Here is a 21,144-nt window from a genome sequence, read left to right on the forward strand (position 1 = left end):
GCCCATAAACTATGCCTAAATAATATATTAAGTTTATATTATAATTCTAAAGGATAATAAAATGTCAAAAAAAGAAGATATTATTGCAACGGCCATGAACCTCTTCAATCGTCACAATTACAGTTCTGTTGGGGTGGATCGAATCATCAGTGAGTCAGGCGTTGCAAAGATGACGTTCTATAAGTATTTCCCATCTAAAGAAAATTTGATTGAAGAATGCTTATCACGGAGAAATAAAAGTATTCAAGAAGCCATTGAGAGTGAAGTGAATCAGCTCAGTGAAGAGGATTATTTAGGTAAGATTAAAGCAGTCTATTTTTGGCATTTGTCATGGTTTAATTCTGATGATTTCCATGGTTGTATGTTTCAAAAAGCGTCTTTGGAAATACTACAACAATATCCGTCTATTATTCGTCCAATTGTGGCATATAGAGAATGGTTGATGGCATTAGTTGGGGATTTGTTTGAAAAAGCAAAAGTATTTCAACCCCACGTATTGACAGCTATGTATATTAATATATTGGACGGTATGACGGCCTATGCCAAAGTAAATAAAGATCATTCTGAAATAGAAGAGTGCTGGTATTATATTGAACGTTTGATAGATTTAGAGGCAGCTTAATACTGTATTTTAACTATTACATTATATTGTTAAAAAAACCGAGTAAATTTATTACTCGGTTTTTTATTGGGTAAGTCTTAAAGCTTATTTTTCAACGAAAGCACGCTCAATCACATAATCACCCATCACACCCATACGTGGTGATTCAACTAAGCCGTGTTGATCGAGTAATGCAGCAACATCTTTTAGGAATGCTGGACTACCACAAAGCATTGCACGGTCAGTTTCACGATTGAAACGAGGTAAACCAATTTTTTCAAATAATTCGCCAGTTTCGATTGCAGTTGTTACACGACCTTGAGTGTGGAAGGGTTCACGCGTCACAGTTGGGTAGTAAATTAATTTTTCTTTAATGCCCAATTCTTCAAAAAACTCGTGATTTGGAAGTTCATTCAGGATCAGATCTTGATAAGCAAGTTCTGAAATATAACGTGTACCATGAACCATAATTACTTTCTCAAATTTTTCGTAAGTTTCTGGATCACGAAGTAAAGAAAGGAATGGTGCAAGACCAGTACCTGAAGATAAAAGATATAAGTTTTTACCTGGTAATAAGTCGTCATGGACTAAAGTACCTGTTGGCTTTTTAGAAATCAGGATTTCGTCACCTACTTGTACTTTTTGTAAGATAGAGGTCAAAGGACCGTCTTGTACTTTAATTGAGAAGAATTCGAGTTCTTCTTCATAGTTCGCACTTGCAATCGAATAAGCACGCATTAAAGGCTTGCCATTCACTTCAAGTCCGATCATCACAAACTGACCATTTTTAAAACGTAAGCTTGCATCGCGTGTGGTTTTAAAGCTGAAAAGTGTGTCATTCCAGTGGTGAACATGAGTAATGCGTTCAACGTTAAAAGCAGCCATTAAAGGTCTCGATCACAGATAAAAGAAACAGATTGCTATTCTAATCTAAAATCATTCTCGATAAACTGAATATATTTAATTGTGTTTATAAGAAAAAGTGATGATTGACGCTGTAACGATGCCGATTATTGGCTATATGCATTCTCCTTATCGTGAAAAATTTGGAATTCCTCGACAGCCAAATCTTGTAGAAGTCGAATGCTTTATAGAGATGGTAGAACCTTATAATGATTTGCTGGCATTTGATGGTTTGGAGAATTTCAGTCATTTGTGGTTGCTGTGGCAGTTTCACGATAATAAAAATAATGATAACAGTTTGAATCAACAGCCTAAATTTCGAGCACAAGTCCGTCCGCCGCGTCTAGGAGGTAATCAAAAAATAGGGGTCTTTGCTACAAGAAGCATGTATCGTCCTTCGCCGATTGGTTTATCTGTCGTACGTTTCCTACGGGTTGAAAAACATGCAAAGACAGTCCGCTTGTATGTCTCGGGAGCTGATTTACTAAATGCCACGCCGATTTTAGACATAAAACCTTATATTCAATATTCCGATGCAATAGTTGATTCGACAAGTGGTTATGCACAAGAACAACCTGTGCGAAAATCCGTGCAATGGACGCAAATTGCACAATCACAGCAACTTGTATTACTCAAGCAAGGGATTTTAAATAAAAGAGTATTAGATGAACTCGAACAAGTGTTATCTTTAGATCCTCGTCCTGCATATCAAGATGATTCGGAACGAGTATATGGAATGAGTTTTGCAGAATTAAATATTCAATTTACAGTGGATGAAAGCACGGTGTCGATTGTAAATATAGAGCAAACAAACTTAAAAATATAAATGCGTTATAACTTTGGGGAACTGACGGTGATGCAAGCGCAAGCAAAATTTGCAAATTTTTCTTTTACAATTGATGTGACGTGGTGCTTAGAGCAATTACAAAAAGATGGGCTTATTACTGAACGAGATAAACTACTAATTCAGACCACACATCGACAAAAAGAACAGTTGAAGTGGCATCCATTACAATGGATTGCGAACTTTAAGCTCAAAGATCAGTTAAACCCAACCACTACTTTGACGCTGAATCGCTTATGTCAGTGGCTTGCTGAAAAAGCTGCTGTTTCATTATTCGTAATCGATCCTCTAAAGGCAGATGTAACCGCTTTAACCAGTGTGATGTCACAAGAGTTTGCGGTCAGAAACCATATTCTTGCAGTTGAAGTTCATGCCGATCGTATTTTGATTGGAACAGATCAACCATTTTCGACAGAGTGGCAAAATAACTTAGAGCGAAGTCTTGCGCCGAAAAGAATAGAAAAAGTTTTATTAAACCCCGAGCAATTACAACGGTATTTGCACGAGTATTATCAAGTGAGCCGAGCTGTCAACTCCTCACAAAATACCAGTGCATTTGATCGTGATAATAAAGGCGTGGAAGCACTGTTACAGCTAGGTGATACTCAAAACCCAGATGCAAATGATCAACATATTGTTAAATTGGTTGATTGGGTACTGCAATTTGCTTTTGAGCAAGGTGCGAGTGATATTCATCTTGAACCACGTAAGGACAAGGGTAAAGTACGTTTCCGTATCGATGGGGTATTGCACACGATTTATAATATGCCTGCAAATACACTAACAGCGGTGATTTCTCGGATCAAGATTCTCGGTCGGATGAATGTCGCCGAAAAACGTAAACCGCAAGATGGACGTTTAAAAACACGTACTCCGAAGGGACAAGAAACCGAATTGCGTCTTTCTACTTTACCGACTGCCTTTGGCGAAAAGTTAGTGATGCGTATCTTTGATCCAGAAGTGTTAGTACGTAGTTTTCAGCAACTTGGTTTTGAAGGTCATTTATTACAGAGTTGGCAACAACTCACTCAACATAGTCATGGGATTATTTTAGTCACGGGGCCGACAGGTTCTGGGAAAACTACAACACTCTATTCATCGCTAAAACAATTGGCGACTGAACAAGTGAATGTCTGCACCATTGAAGATCCGATTGAAATGCTTGAGCCAAGTTTTAACCAGATGCAGGTCAATCCAAACATTGAGCTGGGTTTCGCTGATGGGGTTCGTGCTTTAATGCGCCAAGATCCTGACATTATTATGGTTGGTGAGATTCGTGATCATGATACTGCGAATATGGCGATTCAGGCAGCACTGACAGGACATCTGGTGCTATCTACCCTTCATACCAATGACGCACCGTCGAGTTTGACACGTTTACATGATCTTGGTGTACAGCCTTTCTTAACTTCAGCTACGATTTTAGGGGTGTTAGCACAGCGTTTAGTACGTCGATTGTGCCCACATTGCAAGCAAGAAACGGCGATTAATGAGCAAGAGTGGGAACATCTAACCTTTGATTATATGATGGATATGCCAACCACAATGTTCAAGGCAGTAGGTTGTGAGGCATGTCGTCATACAGGTTATAAAGGCCGTGTGGGTATTTATGAGTTTATGCCTGTGAGTTTAGAGCTAAAGTCTGTGATCAGCGCGCATGGCACGCTGAATGATCTGCGAACCCAAGCCAAAAAAGAAGGCGTTGAACCATTGCGAATCGCGGGGGCTCGTAAGGTCATCGAAGGTGTGACAACGTTGGAAGAGGTCTTGCGGGTTGTTCCACTCAGCTAGTTAATTTTTTCGATCTTCAGATTCACCTCATCTTGGTTTGTTTAAATAACCTCATCGAAATGATGAAATCAAAATGAGGAACTGAACATGAACGTATTTTCAAAAGTTGCAGTAATGGCAAGTTTGATAGGTGCAACCACTATGGTTGCTGCAAATACAGGTGCAGTTAATCAACAGGCTTTGGCACCCACACAGATAAGTACTGTGCAGCAAGCATTGACCTTAAAAGATGACACACCTATAAAACTGAAAGGTTATGTGGTTAAGTCAATTGGTGATGAAAAATATCAGTTTAGCGACCAAACAGGCAGTATCACCGTCGATATCGATGATGAATTGTGGCAAGGTAAGCCAATTTCAGCTAAAACACCCGTGACCCTCATTGGTGAAGTTGATATAGACTACAAACCTAAGAAACGTGTTGAGATTGATGTTGATCAAGTTCAATTCTAAGCTGTAGCGTGAATATAAAACCACATGATTTTTTCATGTGGTTTTTATTTGCTTTAAGATAAACCTTAAAGATCAAAAATGAGAGCGTTTATTGATGCGGATTTTATTGGCAGAAGACGATGCTTCACAGGCGGAAAGTATTAAAGACTGGCTAGAAATGGATGGTTATAGCGTTGACTGGGTAGAGCGTGGTGACCATGCAATTTTAGCAATTGAACAGCATCAATATGACTGTGTATTGCTCGATCGAGGTTTGCCACAAGCATCGGGTGATGAGATTCTAAAATCTATTCGACAACTGAATTTAAAAACGCCTGTTATTTTTATTACTGCAAAAGATCATATCCATGATCGGATTGAAGGCTTAGATCTAGGTGCAAATGATTATTTGGTCAAACCCTTTAACTTAGAAGAGTTATCTGCAAGAGTTCGCTCACAACTACGCCAGCATCAGCTTGACGCAGGTCAATATCTTAAATTCGCTGACTTAACACTTGATCCTCAAGCAAAAACATTGATTCAGGCAGGGCAGCCAGTCAATTTAACCGCAAAGGAGTTTCAAATTTTATATAAATTAATGCAAAAACCAGATCATATTTTGACGCGCGAACAATTAGAAGAATCTTTATATGCATGGGGAGATGAAATTGAAAGTAATGCAATTGAAGTCTTTATTTATCAAATTCGCAAAAAAATAGGCGGACAGTATATTAAAACCGTTCGCGGACTTGGCTATCGAATGCATAAGGAATAAAGCGATGAAAGTTGTGTCTTTGCAAACGAAACTGATTAAAACTTCAATGATGAGTTCGATCGTTGTCGGCTGTTTGGCATTACTTTTATTCGTCATTGTCTCTAGTTATCAAACCATGCAAATGCAAGATGAGATCATGGATGAGATTTCAGATATGTTGTTGATCTCAGATTTGACCACGACATCTGGACAGCAAATAGATGAGCTTAGTGATCAGTTTGATATCCAGTATCGGCTAAGCAATCAGCAGTATGTACTTACTCAGTCCGAGGAATTCCAACTTGATCAACACTATTATAAGTTTGCAATAACGCGCGATGATTACGGTTTTATCTGGCAGGATCAGCAGTTGTGGCGAAGTTATACGGCTAGGGATACTCAGTCGAATATGCAGGTGTTGGTGATACAGCCTTTAGACGAACGCTTTAAGGCTCTATGGCATAGCGTCGTTGGCTACACCTTAATTCTGCTTTTGGTCTGGGCGGTACAATGGCTTATTTTATATTTGCTCATCAAACGTCAATTTAAAATGATCCATCAATTGTCAGCGCAAATTTCTGCAAAAAATGCTGATGATCTCCGTCCGATACAATCGGGCGAAATTGAACTCAAAGAATTGCAACCTATGTTGAATCAATTGAATCAATTGTTGCAACGTTTGGACCAGTCCTTACAAGCTGAACAACGTTTTACAGCGGATGCATCACATGAACTAAGATCACCACTTTCAGCGATTCAAATGCGTTTGCAATTATTACACCGTAAATATCCAGAACGTGCGGCTGACTTTATCCATATACAGCAAGATGTGAGTCGAGGAATTCAGACTTTAGAAAACTTACTTTTACTGGCACGTTTAGATCCTGAACATGCTGATAATCTTCCCAAAACACATTTTTCACTCAATGAATTGATTATGGAAGTGATGCAAACACAAGCATTATTTGCAAATGAAAAATCAATACAATTCCATCCTCAGCTTAGCGTGACAGAAGGTAGTGAGGTTTTTGCAAATCGTCAGTTAATGTTTAGTTGCATTCGAAATATTGTGGACAATGCAATTCGGTATACGCCAAAACAGGGAAATGTTTATATTCAGCTTGACCAATCTCACAACTCAGTTGAACTGATTATTGAAAATGAAGGGGAAATGATAAATGAGGAAGTACTGGCACGCTTAGGTGAACGTTTCTATCGGGCCTTAGGAACGAAAACACAGGGTTCAGGGTTGGGTTTATCGATCTGTAAAAAGATAATTGAGCTTCATTATGGGCGAATTGAATTCTTCCAATCGAAATATGGAGGTCTAAAAGTGGATATTAAATTAAATAGATAAGTAGAACTCTAAGTATCTCAAAACTTAAAAAAGCAGTACGCGCTGACATACTGCTATTCCCACGATTATTATTATCCGATTCTTATTATATTACTTTGTTAAAATCAGGCGATTATTGCGAGTTAAACGCAAACGATATTCTTCTCCAGCGTGCATAATGCGAATTTCACGGCCTAGGGCAAAAAGGTTGTTTGAATGTAGCATTGGTAAAGATTGAGCTGAGTCTGTGCTACGAGTAAATAAGTTAAATGGTGCGTTCATTTGTTATGCTCCGTGGTGTGTTTTTTAATGTTTTAAATGATAATCATTATCGAATACACCTGTCAACGAAATTTTTGCTAATTTACAAAATCATTTATTATTTTTTATTAAGGATATGTAATTGAAGTGTTCAGTTCCTTATACTTTTGATGAAATCTCAGGGAAATTAAACTGTTATGGCTAAAGCGATTGTTGAAGTTGCAATTGCAATTTTATTGCATAAATCAAAAGTGCTTGTCGGATGGAGGCAAGCCGATCAACATCAAGGCAATAAATATGAGTTTCCTGGCGGCAAAGTCGAACAGCATGAAACACCTGAACAGGCTTGTCGCAGAGAGATCTTTGAAGAGGTGGGTATAGGCTTAAAAGATTGGCACAAATTCGATGTCATTCAGCATGAATATGATGATTTGATTGTACGGCTGCATTTATTTCATGCATATGTTCCTGATGAGTTGTTGAATTTAATCCATCAACCATGGACATGGTATAACCGAGATCAATTACGGAGTTTGAATTTTCCAAAGGCGAATAAGACGATCATCGAGCGATTGGTATGGTCGCATCTGATTAAGATCAGTGATCGTTTGTCTGCATTGCCACAAAGTGATGCGCAGTTTTATTGGCGTAATGAAAAGCTAAATCTTGTGGAAGTCCAACAACAATTATTGACATTGTCGGATGATCAACTTAACAAATTAATTATCAATTTTAGTCTATGGCAGCAGCTTGATTCTGAATTGCAAACAAAAATTCAGACGATTCATTTAAAACAGTCGCAACTGATGAGCTTCCATAAAGGTGAGTTAATTGTCGGGAAGCGTTTCATCGCAGCTTGTCATGATGCAGTCTCTTTAAAACATGCCCATGATATAGGTTGTGATGCTGTGTTTTTAAGTCCAGTGAATCCTACAGAGACACATCCAGAAGCCAAAGTGTTAGGTTGGGATGGCTTTTCTGAATTGGCTCAAAACAGCGATATTCCGGTATTTGCTTTGGGAGGAGTGAAGCTTGCAGATATGCAACAAGCCCAAAAACATGATGCTTATGGGCTTGCTGGGATTCGTCAGTTTGACGCGATAGAGTAGTCTATAGAGAGCGAATCATTCTTCTCGCTTCATCTGCTTTTACGTTGTGATTTCGCGCTTCACTGGCGCGAAGCACGATTGTCCAGAGTTGCTTTTTCATTACATTACTTTGTGCATAACTCAAACCACGACGAGCAAGCGCTTCAGCATTGGCATATTGCTTGCGTTGATCAGCAATCAATGCCAGATATAAGTAGGTTTCAGAAGCCTGAGGTGCAATACGTTGCGCTTGAAGTGCAAAACGCTCAGCATCGGCAAACTGTTTTTGCTTATACGCTGTTTGGGTTTTTTGCATCAGGGTTTTAAATGCAGGTAACTGCGCACCATCATTGCTGAATTTTTGCTGAACTTTTTGTTCAGGCACCACGACTGGCACAGTTTGGCGTTTAATCTCTTTGTGTTCATAAGGTGTGATTTTAACACCAGAAGGAGGCTGAGTACCTTTTTTCTGGTTATCTGTTGTCTTAGGTGGTGGTGTTTGCGGCGCAGGGCGCTCTGGAGTCGTGCTACAGCCAGCAAGTATCATTACACCTGTTAAGAATAACGATTTTTTAATCATTTCCAATCATCCTATCACTTAGTTATTGCCGCTGTAACTACCGCTAGAGATAATGCGTGTAGAAGTTTGATTGGATAAATCTGTATCCATTTGGCTTTCAGTTTCACGGATATAATTTCCGATGCTGTCATCATTTCCATCATCATAATCATTCTGAGGAGTATATGTTGGTTCAACCTCATAATGAGATTGACCACACAGCGTTGCACGACGTGGCACAGTTTGGCGAAGTAATGGAATGTACATTGCTCCTTCACAACCTTGCGCTGAAAGATCACCTGTTGTGCGATCAATCCATTGCCATTGGACATTATCCGTTTGACGTAAATTGACTGGCTCTTGGCGAAGTTGTTTCATGACATTAGTCCAAACTGGTAATGCCCCTGAAGAACCCGTGAGTCCTGTAACCTTATTATCATCTAAACCTAACCAAACTACGGCAACATGATTTCCTGAATAACCTGCAAACCATGAGTCACGTGTATCGTTCGTCGTACCTGATTTACCTGCGAGATTTAAAGATTCAGGTAAGCTATTGTATGCAGAACGTCCAGTACCCGTACGCATAACCTGCTGTAAGCCATAATTCAAGATATAGGCTGCTGCCGGATCAATGGTTTGTTGAACATTTAAACCAAATCGATCGAGCACGCGACCCTGAGCATCTACAACTGAACGAATTGAGCGTGTTGGATATTTAAAACCACCCGTTGCGAAGTTTCCATAGATTCCGAGAACTTCCATAGGTGACATGTTTACTGCACCAAGGTAAATAGAAGGGTAGGCTGGAATATCAGAGTTTACGCCAAACTGTTTGAGTTTATTGCTAAATGAAGAAAGACCAAATTCATTTGCTAAACGAACAGTTGAGAGGTTATAGGAATTAGCCAGAGCTTGCTGCATTGGCACGATACCATTTTCATTGCCACTATAATTTTTCGGTGACCAGCTTTTACCACCATCAATTGGAATATTGACGGCTGTGTCTTCAACTGGGCTAGCCCATGTATAGCGACCAGATTCAATGGCATTTAAGAAAATGACTGGTTTTAATAAAGAGCCAACTTGACGTTTTGCGTCAATAGTACGGTTAAAGCCAGTAAAATCTTGAGTGGAACCCACTGCTGCAATCAACTCACCATTTTCAGGATGAGCAACCAAAATAGCACCCTGTAAATCTTTAAGTCGTGCAGGATTGCGTTGAGCTAAGCGTTCAACAGAGTTTTTAAATACAGTTTGTACATTGGTTTGCGCAATTGGATCAAGCGTGGTGAAAATTCTCAAACCTTGATTGGTTATATCACTTTCTTGGTATTCGGTACGTAATTGACGTCGAACAATATCGAGGAAGTCAGGGAATTTGGCTGGGCCAACAGTTGGTTTACTAATGACATTAAGCGGGCGTGCAATCTCATCTTGATATTCAGCTTCTGTTAAATAACCCATCACCATCATATTGTTTAAAACAACATCACGACGTTTTTTAGCTGCTTCAGGGTTTCGCCAAGGATTGTATAAAGAAGGACCTTGTACTAAGCCGACTAAAAAGGCTTGTTGTGAAATGTTGAGTTCACGCAGAGGCAAGCCAAAGTAGAACTGTGATGCAAGTCCGTAACCATTAATTGAATAATTACCATTTTGGCCTAAATTTACTTCGTTTAAATAAGTCTCAAGAATTTCATCTTTACTGTAATGAAATTCAATCAACAACGCCATGAAGGCTTCATTCACTTTACGTTTAAGTGTTTTTTCAGGAGACAGGTAAAAATTCTTAACGAGTTGTTGCGTCAAGGTGGATCCACCTTGGCGTTTACCACCAGTGGCATTACTTACTAAAGCACGAGCTGTACCACGAAGTGAGACACCATGATGATGATAAAAATTACGATCTTCTGTTGAAATTAATGCTTCAATCAGGGTTTTAGGTACGCGATCCAGTTTGATCAGTACACGGTCTTCATTATGTTGCGGATAAATGCCGCCGATGAGCAACGGTTCTAAACGAGCAATACCTGTATTTGAAGGTTTGGTTGAGCGAATATCCCCAACACGACCCTCAGAAAAACCAACTTCTAATACTTGTTCAGGTTCAGTACTATCCCCATAGTCAAAACCACGCGTATGCACATAAAGTTTATTTCCTTGTGTGACATAACTTCCTGACTTTTCGTAATTGGCGGTGTTTTTATAACCCAGTAATTTTAACTCTTGGATGAAGTTTTCTTGAGTAATTGGTGCATTCGCATACACCTCTAATGGTCGAGCGAATACTTTAGCAGGGATGTCCCAACGCTGACCTTCAAACTTATTGCGAATAATATTATCCAATCGGATCAGATAGATACTAAAGGCAATAAATATACCAATCACTAAAATTAAAAAGATTAGGCTTATAAAACCGATACCACGTTCACACTTCATAGATTTGCGTTAAAACAAAAACAATGTGGCTAATGATGCGTAGCTTATGCGTATTTTGCAATCACAAAACTGTGAATAAATAGCAACATGCAACAAAATCTTTCAAAACAGGTGGGGAATCACTGTATTAAAAACACAGAATCTACATTTTTATAGTTTTTAATCAATCATCAACGAATAATGATATGATAGGCGAGAATCGCAACGGAGCCACATTTTTCGTGCAAATTTCACATAAATCCTTTCGAAATATTGGTCTAATTGGGCGACCAGATAAGTATTCTGTTGTAGAAACTTTGTGTCTCATACATGATCATTTGATTACTTTAGGATTAAATCCTGTTTTTGATCAAGAGACATCACAGTTGGTCCCTTACAGCCACGGACAAACCGTAAGCCGTAACTTATTGGGTGAGGTGGTTGATCTTGTCGTCGTTGTGGGCGGGGATGGATCTTTATTACATGCTGCTCGTGCTTTGGTTCGCTATAATACCCCAGTGATTGGTATTAACCGTGGGCGATTGGGCTTTTTAACGGATATAAAGCCTGCAGAAGCTATTTTTAAACTGGATCAAGTATTACAAGGTCAGTTTCAACTAGATCGCCGTTTTTTATTGGAAATCGAAGTTCGCACCAATAATGAAACCATCTATGATGCCATCGCTTTAAATGACGTGGTATTACACTCAGGAAAATCGGTTCATATGATTGATTTTGAACTGAGCATTGATGGACAATATGTGTATCGTCAGCACAGTGATGGTTTGATTGTGTCGACACCTACAGGCTCAACCGCATATGCATTGTCAGGTGGTGGTCCGATTTTACATCCGAGTATGGATGCGATTGCTTTAGTTCCAATGCACCCACATACATTATCATCTCGTCCGATTGTTGTGGGTGGTCATAGCGAAGTTAAAATTACGATTCGTGAAAATCGTGTTTTACCGATGGTAAGTGCTGATGGACAACATAGTGTTGCATTAAATGTTGGTGATACTGTGCATATTCGAAAACATCCATTTAAACTAAGCTTATTACATCCGCCTGGTTATGACTTCTATATGGCATGTCGTACTAAACTAGGTTGGAACCAAGATTTCGAATCTTTTCAACAGGATGAATCATGAATATTGAACAAATGCTCGCTATTTTAAATCCTGAGATTGTTGAGCGATTAAAAACAGCCGTTGAAATCGGTAAATGGCCAAATGGTGTTGCCTTGACTAAAGAGCAACGTCAAACATGTATGCAAGCTGTTTATGCGTGGGAAATAGAAAATCTCCCAGAAGAGCAGCGTAGTGGTTATATTGATCGTGGTAGTAAGGAAGAGGGTGAAGAGTGTGATGATGATCATCATAAAAATGAGCCTGAATTCAAGCCGATACGTTTCGTATAATCGCGCGTAAAAAAAATAAATGTCTCGATTTTTTCGGGACATTTTTTTATCGTTTGATTGAGTGATGATAAATAGAGGAGAAATAATATTATTAATATAGATTGCAATAAAATAAGACAAAAATTGTCACAAATAGACGAAACGGTCTGAACATCTGGTCGAATTTTCCTGTAAAATGCCCTCACGTTTAAAAAAACTCAATAAGAAGCGATGTTCAAGACTATTTATGCTGCATTAGAACAACTTGGCTTAACCGCACAAAAACGTGCGATCCACATACAATTTGCCAATCCGAGCTTAAATCAACAAGTCTTCCTCCAAAAAATTCAAGGTCAACATGCCATTAATCAGGGCATGACCGCAGAACTGATCTGCCTATCCACTAACGCCCACATCCCATTAAAACAATTCATCGGCTGTCAGGCAGCAATAGATCAAGTTACCGATACAGGCACACTCTTTAGAACCACAGGGATCATCACTGAAGCTATCCAGGGACAATCTGACGGTAGTCTCACCCTCTACAAACTAAAACTACAAGATGCAACCGCACTGTGGCATAAACGCCGAAACAGCCGCGTGTTTATGAATAAAACTGTACTCGACATCGTACAAACCCTATTCAAAGAATGGCAACAACGCAGCCCGCTATTTGCATCAAGTCTTACACTCGACTTGGGTGGGATCAAAGAAAACTACGACATCCGTCCCTTTGTGATGCAAGCCAATGAAAGCGACTACGACTTCATTACCCGACTGCTGCGAAGCGAAGGCATTAACTGGCTCATCGACGAAGCCCAACTCAGCGTTGCCAATAGCAACAACCCCATCCAAGCCCAAAAACTCCGATTGATCGATGACAACAGCCAATACCAAGCCCTAGAACGAAGAACAATACGCTACCACCGCAGCAGTGCCACCGAACAATACGACAGCATGACGAGTCTGGTTGCAGAACGTTCCCTACAACCCACAGCAGTACATATCCAACGCTGGCAAGCCGATGCCTTAGAACAAGAAGATGGGGCAGGCAGCGTCCAAAGCAAACACCAACATAGCCAACAACACGACAACGCTAGTCTAGGGCTCGAAGATGCATGGCACTTCACTCCAGCATGGATGCAAGACCTCAACGGTGAAGATGGTGCAACCGCTTCAGGCAACACCCAAATCGAAAAACTGAACCAACACCTCAGTCACTACCATGATGCCCAAGCCAAACAATTTATCGCCAGCACCACCGTACGAGATACCCAAGTGGGCTACTGGTTTAAACTCAACGAACACCCTGAAATTGATCAACACAGTGGTGCAGACCAAGAATTTCTAATCACTGCTAAACACTACTACAACCAAAACAACCTTCCTAAAGATTTAAACCAACAAATCCAAAGTTTGATCACACAAAGCCAATGGCAAGATCACCAAAACACAAATAGCGTAAATTCAGAAGAACGCCAAGCTAACCAACTGACGCTGCAACGCCGCAACATCAAAACTGTACCCGAATACCATCCACTGCAACACCGCCCAGCCGCTCACCCACAACGCGCAAGAGTAGTGGGACCTGAAGGCGAAGAAATCCATGTCGATGAATGGGGACGAATCAAAGTCCGTTTCCTGTTTACCCGCAATGACGACCATAGCCACGATGGTGGAGCAGGCAGTAACAACAACGATACCGACTCAGCTTGGGTGGATGTACTGACCCCGTGGGCAGGCGAAGGCTATGGTGCACGCTTCCTACCCCGCATTGGAGAAATCGTCGTCATCGACTTCTTTGATGGCAACATCGATCGTCCTTTTGTCACCGGACGACTCCACGAAGCACAACGCAGCCCAAGCAAATTCGACAATGCAGGCCAACTGCCGGACACCAAAAAACTAGCAGGGATCAAATCCAAAGAATACCAAGGCACAGGCTACAACCAACTACGCTTTGACGACACCACAGGACAGATTAGTGCACAACTGCAAAGCAGCCATGCAGCCAGCCAACTTAATCTCGGTAAACTGAGCCATCCCAAAGCCCAAGCAGAAAGTGAAGACCGAGGTGAAGGCTTTGAACTACGTACAGACCAATGGGGTGCGATCCGAGCAGGTGAAGGTTTACTCATCACCACCCATGCACAAGCGCAAGCCGAAGGCGAACATCTCGAAGCACAAACAGCCAAACAACAACTGGAAGGCAACCAAAACAATGCCAAAGCCCTGAGCGAAGTGGCAAAGAACCAACAAACGGATGAATTAGAATCGGTAGAGCAACTTAAAAACTTTGCAGAAGAAATTCAGCAAGATATAGCCAAATTCAACAAAGCCTTATTACTACTGAGTTCGCCAAATGGGATTGGACTCAGCACCTCAGACGACATTCACCTATCCGCGGATGGACAACTGAACCAATTTGCAGGGGATAGTATTAACCTGACCACGCAAAAGAACCTGATTGCCCAAGCCAGTCAAAAGATCAGTTTGTTTGCAGCACAAAATGGAATTAAACAAGTTGCAGGCAAAGGTAAGGTTGAGATACAGGCACAAGGGGATGCTTTAGATATATTGGCGAAAGCAGGAATACAAATCATCTCAACAAAAGATACGGTTTATTTTAATAGCCCGAAGGAAATTGTATTAAAGGCAGAGAGTTCTGAGCTCAAATTGAATGGTTCAGGGATCTTTCCAACGACAGGTGGAAAGTTTGAGGTGAAGGCAGGACAGCATTTGTTTGTGGGGGGGCAGAAAGTACCCATAGATATCCCTTTGATGCCAAATGAAATTAGAAAACAACTGTTATTACAATACCATGATCAAGAACCAGTTCAGGGCGCAAATTTTACAATTAAATATGCAAATGGGCAGCGTTATTCTGGAATAACGAATAACAAAGGAATTGCAGATATTCAAGATGCACCAGAAGGTGAAGCGGTTGTTACTTTTGGTGAAGATCAAAGACCATATCAGGTCATAGCTATAGCAGATGAAAACCCTGAACATAAAGCAGACTGGGCAATGGATGATTTTGAAGCCTCTTATCAGCAAGCACTGAAGGAAAAGAATAAATGAGTAGTGCAGAGAAGAAGATAGCAATCATTGAAATCGGCTCAGACATTTGGAGTAGAGCGACGCAAGCTGGTAACCAAATTGTAGGTGGTGCGAAACAGGTTAAAGATGGCGTAGTTGCTGGAGGAAAATGGATTGGTGGTGCTTTACAGGGAGAGTTTAACGATAAAGCAACTGTAGGTCAGATTTTTACTGATGCTGCAATAAGTATGTTTCCTGTAGCTGGTGAAGTAACAGCTGCACGGGACTTGGTTGCAATTTTAATGAAGATGGCAGATGACAAAAAAGAAGCCTCTGAAGTGATTAATTGGGTCAAAATCATTTTATGTTTATTGCCAATTATTCCGATTTTTGGAGGTATTTTAAAAGGAATTGGTCGTCTCTTAATCACAGTGATGAAAGATGCAACAAAGGTTGCAGAGGTGGCTGCTGCTATACTCGCCTTTTTAAGAAAAATGGGTTATGGCAATTCGGTTCAATTCATTCAAAAACTTAATTTCGCCCAATACCAAGGTAAAATTTTGTCTGAATTTAAGAATGGCCTCTCACGTATGAAAGATGGCTTTGCTTTTATTAGCCAGAAAATGGGTGGAGCATTACCAGAAAGTGTCAGTGTTTATGTGAATTCAATGGGGCCAAAATTAGATGAGTTGGGACGTCTTGCAGATAAGATGATTCCTTCAGCTATTAAAGAGTTGGATCAAGCCTTAAATAAAGTTCGTACTGAGATCATTCGTCAAATGAATGAGGCAGGTGCGAAGATTGGCGGTACTCAGACCAAAGTGATGACCACTGAAGCCCGTTTAAGTTCAACTGCTTCTAAAGTGATTGCAAGTAAGGGGCATACACCTGCACCTTTGAGTCATTATAAACATAAAGAAGGTTGGCCTGATTTAAAAAGTTATAAAAAACAAGTTATTATTAATGATGAGAAAGTTACTATTTATCCAGATATTCACTCTTTTAGTAGTAAAGCTCCGATTCAACCTAAATTATTGAAAGCAGGATCAAAAGTTCCTTTATTTCGGGTAGTGGAGCAAGTAAATCCTGGGAAATCTGGGGGGTATTGGGCAGAAAAAATGTCTGAAAATGGTAAGGCATGGCGGTTGGATTGTGCTGTAAAAGGTGCATGGAGTACTAATGGTGCATATGTGGTATTAGACCATGTGCCTACTGTTGCTGAAATGAGAAAGCTAGGCATAACTGTACCTGATAATTGGGATGGTTTACGTGTCTGGCGTGGAAAGATTGCAGAACAGCTTGATAATGAGAATAGTTTAGAAAGAGGACATCAGGCCACTAATTTATTACTGCCAGGTGGTGATATTCAAATTTTTATTAATTTTAGAGATCCTCATCATACACCTGTAAAAGAATATATTGATAAAATGATTAAAGAAAAGGCGACAGGTTGGACAGATGCTAAAATTACTGATGATGTGGAAACAATGGTTGAATATTTAGAAAAACGTGAACGATCAGCAAAAATTGTACAGCAAAGTGAAAAACTGGGACAGGTGTTACGGTCAACTACTTCAACAACACGTTCAGGCGTGGAATACCAACAGCAGAGACAATCACAAACTGAGAAACGTTAATCTATGTTAAACCCTAAAACGATGTCACCAATGCAAGAGCAAGAAGCACGAAATAAAGCATTTTATTTAATTAAAAAGTACACAAGTTATACTTTTTTAGATCAAGCTCGTAACTTATATCAGCAATTTTTAGATGCTTTTGAAAGGCAGTTACGAAATCCCCCGAAAGAAGTGTTACGACACCAATATGCAGAGCATTTACAAAAAAGGCATGAGGGTGAGTATGTTCATTACCTAAACAAAATAGTTGAGTTAGAGAAAGGTTTGACACTACTTAGAACGACTAAACATAAAAGAGAAGCATATAATAGTTTTTGTAATGTCGATTTTACAGATTGGTTATTTGATCGATATGCTGATGAAAATATAATATATGATGATCCATTTTATATCTTATTGGGTCTAGGTATTTCCAGATCAACTGATATTTTTGAACCAGTGAATTATAATACTGACCCACTTGGGCGAAAAGTAGACCATACTGGTTCTATACGCTTACTATTAATTGCATTAGCCTATCGTAATATTTGTATGCAGAGTTATTTAGCAGGTAAGGTAAGTGAGCCATTTGCATATATTGATAAAAATACAATACGAAAATCTCAAAAATGGTCTTATGAGACTATTTTTTTCTCTAAAGAATGGCCACCGTTAAGAATTTACCCTGAACCGATTCCAATGTGCCCACCTTTTAACCTAAATCCAATTGGGCAAATAGCTACAGGTGAAGAAGTAACAGTTACGGGTATTTATGAGCCATGGTTGCCAATTAATGGAAAAGTGGGCTGTCCTAACTATTTCTTAGATGGCTCGAGAGCAACAGATTATCAACTAGAAGGCACTGATGAGTGGGTAGATGTCAAATGGCGTTTAATTTGGGAAGATAATCGCTATTTAGATGGAACAATACCAAAAGAAGAGAAAGCTTATATCTTTGATATTGAAAATATTGGTATCAAAGGTTCCCAGACCGATGCTGAGTCTATTGAAAAGTTGAGTATACGAGCAGGTCAAGTATGTCCAAAAACTGGCTATTGGTTTACAGTTGCACAAGAAAATTCACGTCAATATTTTAAACAAGGTGAGGTCTTACCTGAAATTAAAAATCAAGATTGGGGCGACGTATATTGGCAGTTTGATGGCAGATAGATGTTAAATGATCAAGTTATTCTACCAGCAGAAGAAAAATAAGCTGGTAGCGAATTATATTATTAGGTGATAAGTATGTTCTTGAAATTATGAGAAATAGATGGAGAAAATAATATTAATATAAATCAAGCAGTATATTTGAATAAGATATACTCAAGTTATTCTTTTTTTAAGAAAATATATGATCTACATGCTGACTTTGTTAGAGAGTTTGAACGACTTTTAAGAAATCCTACAAATGTGATTAAAGAAAATTATAGTGAAAACTATGAGAAACAATACGTAATGTATTTAAATGTATTGAATAATCAAGAAAAAGCGTTAGAACTTTTTTTTAGAACACCATATAAAAATGAAATATATCCTTTGTTTTTTGAAGGCGGAATAAAAGGATTAATATTTGGCCGTTATGGAGATGAGAAAGATTTAGCTAATGATCCTTTGTATATTGAACTAGGTATACGTGGGAGAGATGGTAGTCTATTTGAAGAACCATATCATATTGGGGCTATTAAAAAGCTTCTTATAGCATCTGAAATGCTAGATATAGCGAAAATTACAGTTTCATCAGATTATAAGTATGCACAATATTTTCTGCCTAAAAATTTAGATAAATTATTTCAAAAATGGAGTTTTGAATCATTGTTTGAATTAAGTTATTGGCCTTTATATAAAGAAAATATTATAGATAAAGTGAGCAGCCCATTAGAATGCAAGAGTTTTGACACAATTGTTGTAGAAACCGACCATGAAATATCTATAACTGGCATTTATGAGGCAAAACTAGATGGTGGGGATAAAGGCTGTCCTAATTACTTTTATCAAGGAACCATTGCACCAAAATATAGTAATGGAGATATACAGAAATCTAAATCTACCGAATGGAACTTAATTTGGGAAGATAAACGTTATTTGGATGGAACGATTCCAGAAGAGGAGAAAACATATATTTTTAATATTGAAAATATTAATGCCAAGGCTGATACCAACATTGAAGCTACAAAGAAACTGAGTGTACGAGCAGGTCAAGTATGCCCAAAAACTGGTTACTGGTTTACAGTCGCACAAGAAAATTCACGACAATATTTTAAGCAAGGTGAAATCTTACCTGAGCTTAAAACTCAGGATTGGGGTGAGGTATATTGGCAGTTTGATAGCGAATAGATGGAATGTTGGTTGAATTTGGGATGGAAATAATACACCAATTTTAAATTTGCCCTCAAAAAATATTTAATTGAATTTTATTTTGGGGGTAAGTCATGCCTATAATTTATTTTATGTGTTTTTTATTAAGTGTGCTCAGTTTTTCTCATTTTAACCCGTTCATATTGTTGGTTTTTAGTGTCATTACACTCAGTTTTTATTGGTTTTGTTATTACTTAAAATTGAGCAAAATTCAGATTTGTTTATCTTATATTTATGGAGGTCTAGTAATAGGGTTGCTTTTAAGGTTAACTATCTATTTTTGGCTAAGTAAAAATTATCATTTGTTTATATTGCTGCCAATTATTGCAGTTATTCTAATTATTGTTTATGAAGAGTTATTTAAAAAGAATTATTCACTGAATCCTAGTTTTTTTTCTGAGGATAAAAATTTTGAAATAGTCAAAAATAAACAACAGATTGAAGAGTTTTTTAGTAATCCAGAGCGGCTTATTGGTACCTCTATAAACGAAATAGAAAAACCCCATAATGCAGGACTTTGCAATCTGTTTGGGAGTTATGACTTTGGCATAGCTTATCATGAGTGGTATACAGAGAAGCATAAGATAGAAGTGATAACCAAAAATGAGATCTGTATTGAAATTTCAGTGATTAAAGGCGACTTCACTGAGAAATCGCTTCACTTATCTTAATTTAAACGACTATCCCAAAGAACTTTAGCTTTCACCATGGCTTCATCGTAGCTGTTGACAGCGCCCATTGTATAAAGTGCGATTCCCATAGTCTCTATGATTGCCATTTCACCATATTCATGTGTTTGCTCACCGAGCCAAACAGCTTTAAATACTGCTAGATCAAGTTCTTCTTCGATTGGGCTGCGATCAGGTGTCAGTTTTGGTAATTCGTGCTCATATAACTCCCCATTTTTTATTCCACAAATAAGTGTCTTGGCATCAGGATTACGCTCAAACTCCCCACCTTCACCCTTAATCACTGCACTATTTTGATAACCTAAACGAAAAGCGGTTTGCTGGTGTGAAGTGCGATAAGCAGGGTGGAAAATAGCTTGCAAAGTTGCTTTTGCATTGAATGGATTAATTAAACGCGCAAGTGTGTGAATTGGAGAGCGTAAGCCCATCACGTTTCTCAGTGAAATAAGCTCACTTAGAATTGGTGAGATGACTTCCAATGGCAGATAGGCAAAATTATGTTGATTGAGTTGAGTGCTGACATCTTGTTCATTTTGGCAAATAGAATAGCCTAAGTATTGAAGAACTTGCTCAGTATAAACACGGTTAATTGTATGACCTGATGCACCATGCATAACGATCTTGTAACCATGATGGGCCAAAGTTAGTGCTGCTAATAAAAACCAAGGATAGTGTTTACGTTTACCTGCATACGATGACCAGTCTAAATCGACATCAAGTGGGGCAAAGTTCAATTGATCACGGGTTGCTTGAACAAAACCAGCAAGTTCATCTACGGATTCCTCTTTAACACGTAAAAGCATTAAAAAAGCACCAAGCTGTACATCAAGCACTTCATCTTTCAAAATCATGCTAAACGCTTGATAAGCTTCTTCATAGCTAAGTGAGCGAGAACCTGTTTTGCCTTTCCCTAAAATACGGACATATTGTGCAAAGGGATGTTCAGCGGTTTTATAGATATTTCGTTTTGTGTTCATGGTCAGATTTGAGTCATCGCTAGCAGTGAAATTAATATGACATAAAAGCGGCGTATATAGCGTAAAAATTCAATTATGC

Annotated in this window: 19 protein-coding genes; 14 read left to right on the forward strand and 5 right to left on the reverse strand. The window is 38.9% G+C overall.

Features of this window, described 5'->3' with window-relative positions; all coding sequences use genetic code 11:
- The first annotated feature begins 61 nt into the window (after window positions 1–61).
- Window positions 62–622, forward strand: coding sequence for a TetR/AcrR family transcriptional regulator (locus tag DK207_RS05680; RefSeq protein ID WP_109440327.1), 561 nt, complete (start codon window positions 62–64; stop codon window positions 620–622).
- A gap of 84 nt (window positions 623–706) precedes the next feature.
- Here DK207_RS05680 and DK207_RS05685 read toward each other — a convergent pair whose 3' ends face one another.
- Window positions 707–1,486, reverse strand: a complete 780-nt coding sequence (locus DK207_RS05685; RefSeq protein ID WP_109440328.1) for a ferredoxin--NADP reductase — start codon at window positions 1,484–1,486, stop codon at window positions 707–709.
- A gap of 100 nt (window positions 1,487–1,586) precedes the next feature.
- On the opposite strand from DK207_RS05685, the gene tsaA reads away from it, so the two are divergent.
- The 5 genes from tsaA (at window position 1,587) to DK207_RS05710 (ending at window position 6,682) form a co-directional block, all read left to right on the forward strand.
- On the forward strand, window positions 1,587–2,330 hold the full coding sequence (gene tsaA / locus DK207_RS05690) for a tRNA (N6-threonylcarbamoyladenosine(37)-N6)-methyltransferase TrmO (RefSeq protein WP_109440329.1): 744 nt from the start codon (window positions 1,587–1,589) through the stop codon (window positions 2,328–2,330).
- A 30-nt stretch (window positions 2,331–2,360) separates the two neighbouring features.
- Window positions 2,361–4,139 (forward strand): GspE/PulE family protein, encoded by a 1,779-nt coding sequence (locus DK207_RS05695; RefSeq protein WP_109440397.1) that lies wholly within the window; start codon window positions 2,361–2,363, stop codon window positions 4,137–4,139.
- 87 nt (window positions 4,140–4,226) lie between these two features.
- Window positions 4,227–4,592, forward strand: a complete 366-nt coding sequence (locus tag DK207_RS05700; protein WP_109440330.1) for a NirD/YgiW/YdeI family stress tolerance protein — start codon at window positions 4,227–4,229, stop codon at window positions 4,590–4,592.
- Window positions 4,593–4,686: 94 nt separating this feature from the next.
- Window positions 4,687–5,346, forward strand: coding sequence for a response regulator transcription factor (locus tag DK207_RS05705; protein WP_109440331.1), 660 nt, complete (start codon window positions 4,687–4,689; stop codon window positions 5,344–5,346).
- Window positions 5,347–5,350: 4 nt separating this feature from the next.
- The gene (locus DK207_RS05710; protein ID WP_109440332.1) at window positions 5,351–6,682 is read left to right on the forward strand and encodes a sensor histidine kinase; all 1,332 of its coding nucleotides are present in this window, start codon (window positions 5,351–5,353) and stop codon (window positions 6,680–6,682) included.
- Between the two features lie 90 nt (window positions 6,683–6,772).
- On the opposite strand, the gene hemP is transcribed toward DK207_RS05710, so the two are convergent.
- The gene (gene hemP / locus DK207_RS05715; RefSeq protein ID WP_004638676.1) at window positions 6,773–6,943 is read right to left on the reverse strand and encodes a hemin uptake protein HemP; all 171 of its coding nucleotides are present in this window, start codon (window positions 6,941–6,943) and stop codon (window positions 6,773–6,775) included.
- Between the two features lie 176 nt (window positions 6,944–7,119).
- Between hemP and DK207_RS05720 the strand changes: the two genes are divergently transcribed.
- On the forward strand, window positions 7,120–8,031 hold the full coding sequence (locus DK207_RS05720; protein WP_109440333.1) for an NUDIX domain-containing protein: 912 nt from the start codon (window positions 7,120–7,122) through the stop codon (window positions 8,029–8,031).
- Window position 8,032: 1 nt separating this feature from the next.
- Here DK207_RS05720 and DK207_RS05725 read toward each other — a convergent pair whose 3' ends face one another.
- Window positions 8,033–8,590: a tetratricopeptide repeat protein gene (locus DK207_RS05725; RefSeq protein ID WP_109440334.1), complete on the reverse strand. Its 558-nt coding sequence runs from the start codon at window positions 8,588–8,590 to the stop codon at window positions 8,033–8,035.
- An 18-nt stretch (window positions 8,591–8,608) separates the two neighbouring features.
- Entirely contained in the window at window positions 8,609–11,011 is a 2,403-nt protein-coding gene (gene mrcB, locus DK207_RS05730; protein WP_109440335.1) for a penicillin-binding protein 1B, read from the reverse strand.
- Between the two features lie 221 nt (window positions 11,012–11,232).
- Between mrcB and DK207_RS05735 the strand changes: the two genes are divergently transcribed.
- From DK207_RS05735 to DK207_RS05765, 7 genes are all read left to right on the forward strand, one after another.
- On the forward strand, window positions 11,233–12,141 hold the full coding sequence (locus DK207_RS05735) for an NAD(+) kinase (protein WP_171293634.1): 909 nt from the start codon (window positions 11,233–11,235) through the stop codon (window positions 12,139–12,141).
- Window positions 12,138–12,410: a YeaC family protein gene (locus tag DK207_RS05740; protein ID WP_004638685.1), complete on the forward strand. Its 273-nt coding sequence runs from the start codon at window positions 12,138–12,140 to the stop codon at window positions 12,408–12,410. Before DK207_RS05735 ends, DK207_RS05740 begins: the two co-directional genes overlap by 4 nt.
- A gap of 210 nt (window positions 12,411–12,620) precedes the next feature.
- The gene (locus DK207_RS05745) at window positions 12,621–15,470 is read left to right on the forward strand and encodes a type VI secretion system Vgr family protein (RefSeq protein WP_109440337.1); all 2,850 of its coding nucleotides are present in this window, start codon (window positions 12,621–12,623) and stop codon (window positions 15,468–15,470) included.
- Window positions 15,467–17,065 carry a hypothetical protein gene (locus tag DK207_RS05750; RefSeq protein ID WP_109440338.1) on the forward strand — a complete coding sequence of 533 codons (1,599 nt, stop codon included), beginning with the start codon at window positions 15,467–15,469 and terminating at the stop codon, window positions 17,063–17,065. Before DK207_RS05745 ends, DK207_RS05750 begins: the two co-directional genes overlap by 4 nt.
- A 3-nt stretch (window positions 17,066–17,068) precedes the next feature.
- Window positions 17,069–18,214, forward strand: a complete 1,146-nt coding sequence (locus tag DK207_RS05755; RefSeq protein WP_109440339.1) for an Imm72 family immunity protein — start codon at window positions 17,069–17,071, stop codon at window positions 18,212–18,214.
- 114 nt (window positions 18,215–18,328) lie between these two features.
- Window positions 18,329–19,378: an Imm72 family immunity protein gene (locus tag DK207_RS05760; protein WP_109440340.1), complete on the forward strand. Its 1,050-nt coding sequence runs from the start codon at window positions 18,329–18,331 to the stop codon at window positions 19,376–19,378.
- A gap of 95 nt (window positions 19,379–19,473) precedes the next feature.
- A complete protein-coding gene (locus DK207_RS05765; RefSeq protein ID WP_109440341.1) occupies window positions 19,474–20,070 on the forward strand; it encodes a hypothetical protein in 597 nt (198 codons plus the stop codon).
- On the opposite strand, the gene DK207_RS05770 is transcribed toward DK207_RS05765, so the two are convergent.
- On the reverse strand, window positions 20,067–21,065 hold the full coding sequence (locus DK207_RS05770; RefSeq protein ID WP_109440342.1) for a glycosyl transferase family protein: 999 nt from the start codon (window positions 21,063–21,065) through the stop codon (window positions 20,067–20,069). The genes DK207_RS05765 and DK207_RS05770 overlap by 4 nt on opposite strands.
- Between the last annotated feature and the right edge of the window lie 79 nt (window positions 21,066–21,144).

It is taken from the genome of Acinetobacter haemolyticus, from assembly GCF_900406815.1.
GTDB classification, from domain to species: domain Bacteria; phylum Pseudomonadota; class Gammaproteobacteria; order Pseudomonadales; family Moraxellaceae; genus Acinetobacter; species Acinetobacter haemolyticus_A.

What these genes read in the sequence shown, in the direction of transcription:
- mrcB (WP_109440335.1), bottom strand. Translation starts at nt 11,011, where the DNA reads ATGAAGTGTGAACGTGGTATCGGTTTTATAAGCCTAATCTTTTTAATT.
- DK207_RS05705 (WP_109440331.1), top strand. Translation starts at nt 4,687, where the DNA reads ATGCGGATTTTATTGGCAGAAGACGATGCTTCACAGGCGGAAAGTATT.
- hemP (WP_004638676.1), bottom strand. Translation starts at nt 6,943, where the DNA reads ATGAACGCACCATTTAACTTATTTACTCGTAGCACAGACTCAGCTCAA.
- DK207_RS05755 (WP_109440339.1), top strand. Translation starts at nt 17,069, where the DNA reads ATGTTAAACCCTAAAACGATGTCACCAATGCAAGAGCAAGAAGCACGA.
- DK207_RS05770 (WP_109440342.1), bottom strand. Translation starts at nt 21,065, where the DNA reads ATGAACACAAAACGAAATATCTATAAAACCGCTGAACATCCCTTTGCA.
- DK207_RS05700 (WP_109440330.1), top strand. Translation starts at nt 4,227, where the DNA reads ATGAACGTATTTTCAAAAGTTGCAGTAATGGCAAGTTTGATAGGTGCA.
- DK207_RS05750 (WP_109440338.1), top strand. Translation starts at nt 15,467, where the DNA reads ATGAGTAGTGCAGAGAAGAAGATAGCAATCATTGAAATCGGCTCAGAC.
- DK207_RS05680 (WP_109440327.1), top strand. Translation starts at nt 62, where the DNA reads ATGTCAAAAAAAGAAGATATTATTGCAACGGCCATGAACCTCTTCAAT.
- DK207_RS05745 (WP_109440337.1), top strand. Translation starts at nt 12,621, where the DNA reads ATGTTCAAGACTATTTATGCTGCATTAGAACAACTTGGCTTAACCGCA.
- DK207_RS05710 (WP_109440332.1), top strand. Translation starts at nt 5,351, where the DNA reads ATGAAAGTTGTGTCTTTGCAAACGAAACTGATTAAAACTTCAATGATG.
- DK207_RS05695 (WP_109440397.1), top strand. Translation starts at nt 2,361, where the DNA reads ATGCAAGCGCAAGCAAAATTTGCAAATTTTTCTTTTACAATTGATGTG.
- DK207_RS05725 (WP_109440334.1), bottom strand. Translation starts at nt 8,590, where the DNA reads ATGATTAAAAAATCGTTATTCTTAACAGGTGTAATGATACTTGCTGGC.
- DK207_RS05765 (WP_109440341.1), top strand. Translation starts at nt 19,474, where the DNA reads ATGCCTATAATTTATTTTATGTGTTTTTTATTAAGTGTGCTCAGTTTT.
- tsaA (WP_109440329.1), top strand. Translation starts at nt 1,587, where the DNA reads ATGATTGACGCTGTAACGATGCCGATTATTGGCTATATGCATTCTCCT.
- DK207_RS05740 (WP_004638685.1), top strand. Translation starts at nt 12,138, where the DNA reads ATGAATATTGAACAAATGCTCGCTATTTTAAATCCTGAGATTGTTGAG.
- DK207_RS05720 (WP_109440333.1), top strand. Translation starts at nt 7,120, where the DNA reads ATGGCTAAAGCGATTGTTGAAGTTGCAATTGCAATTTTATTGCATAAA.
- DK207_RS05685 (WP_109440328.1), bottom strand. Translation starts at nt 1,486, where the DNA reads ATGGCTGCTTTTAACGTTGAACGCATTACTCATGTTCACCACTGGAAT.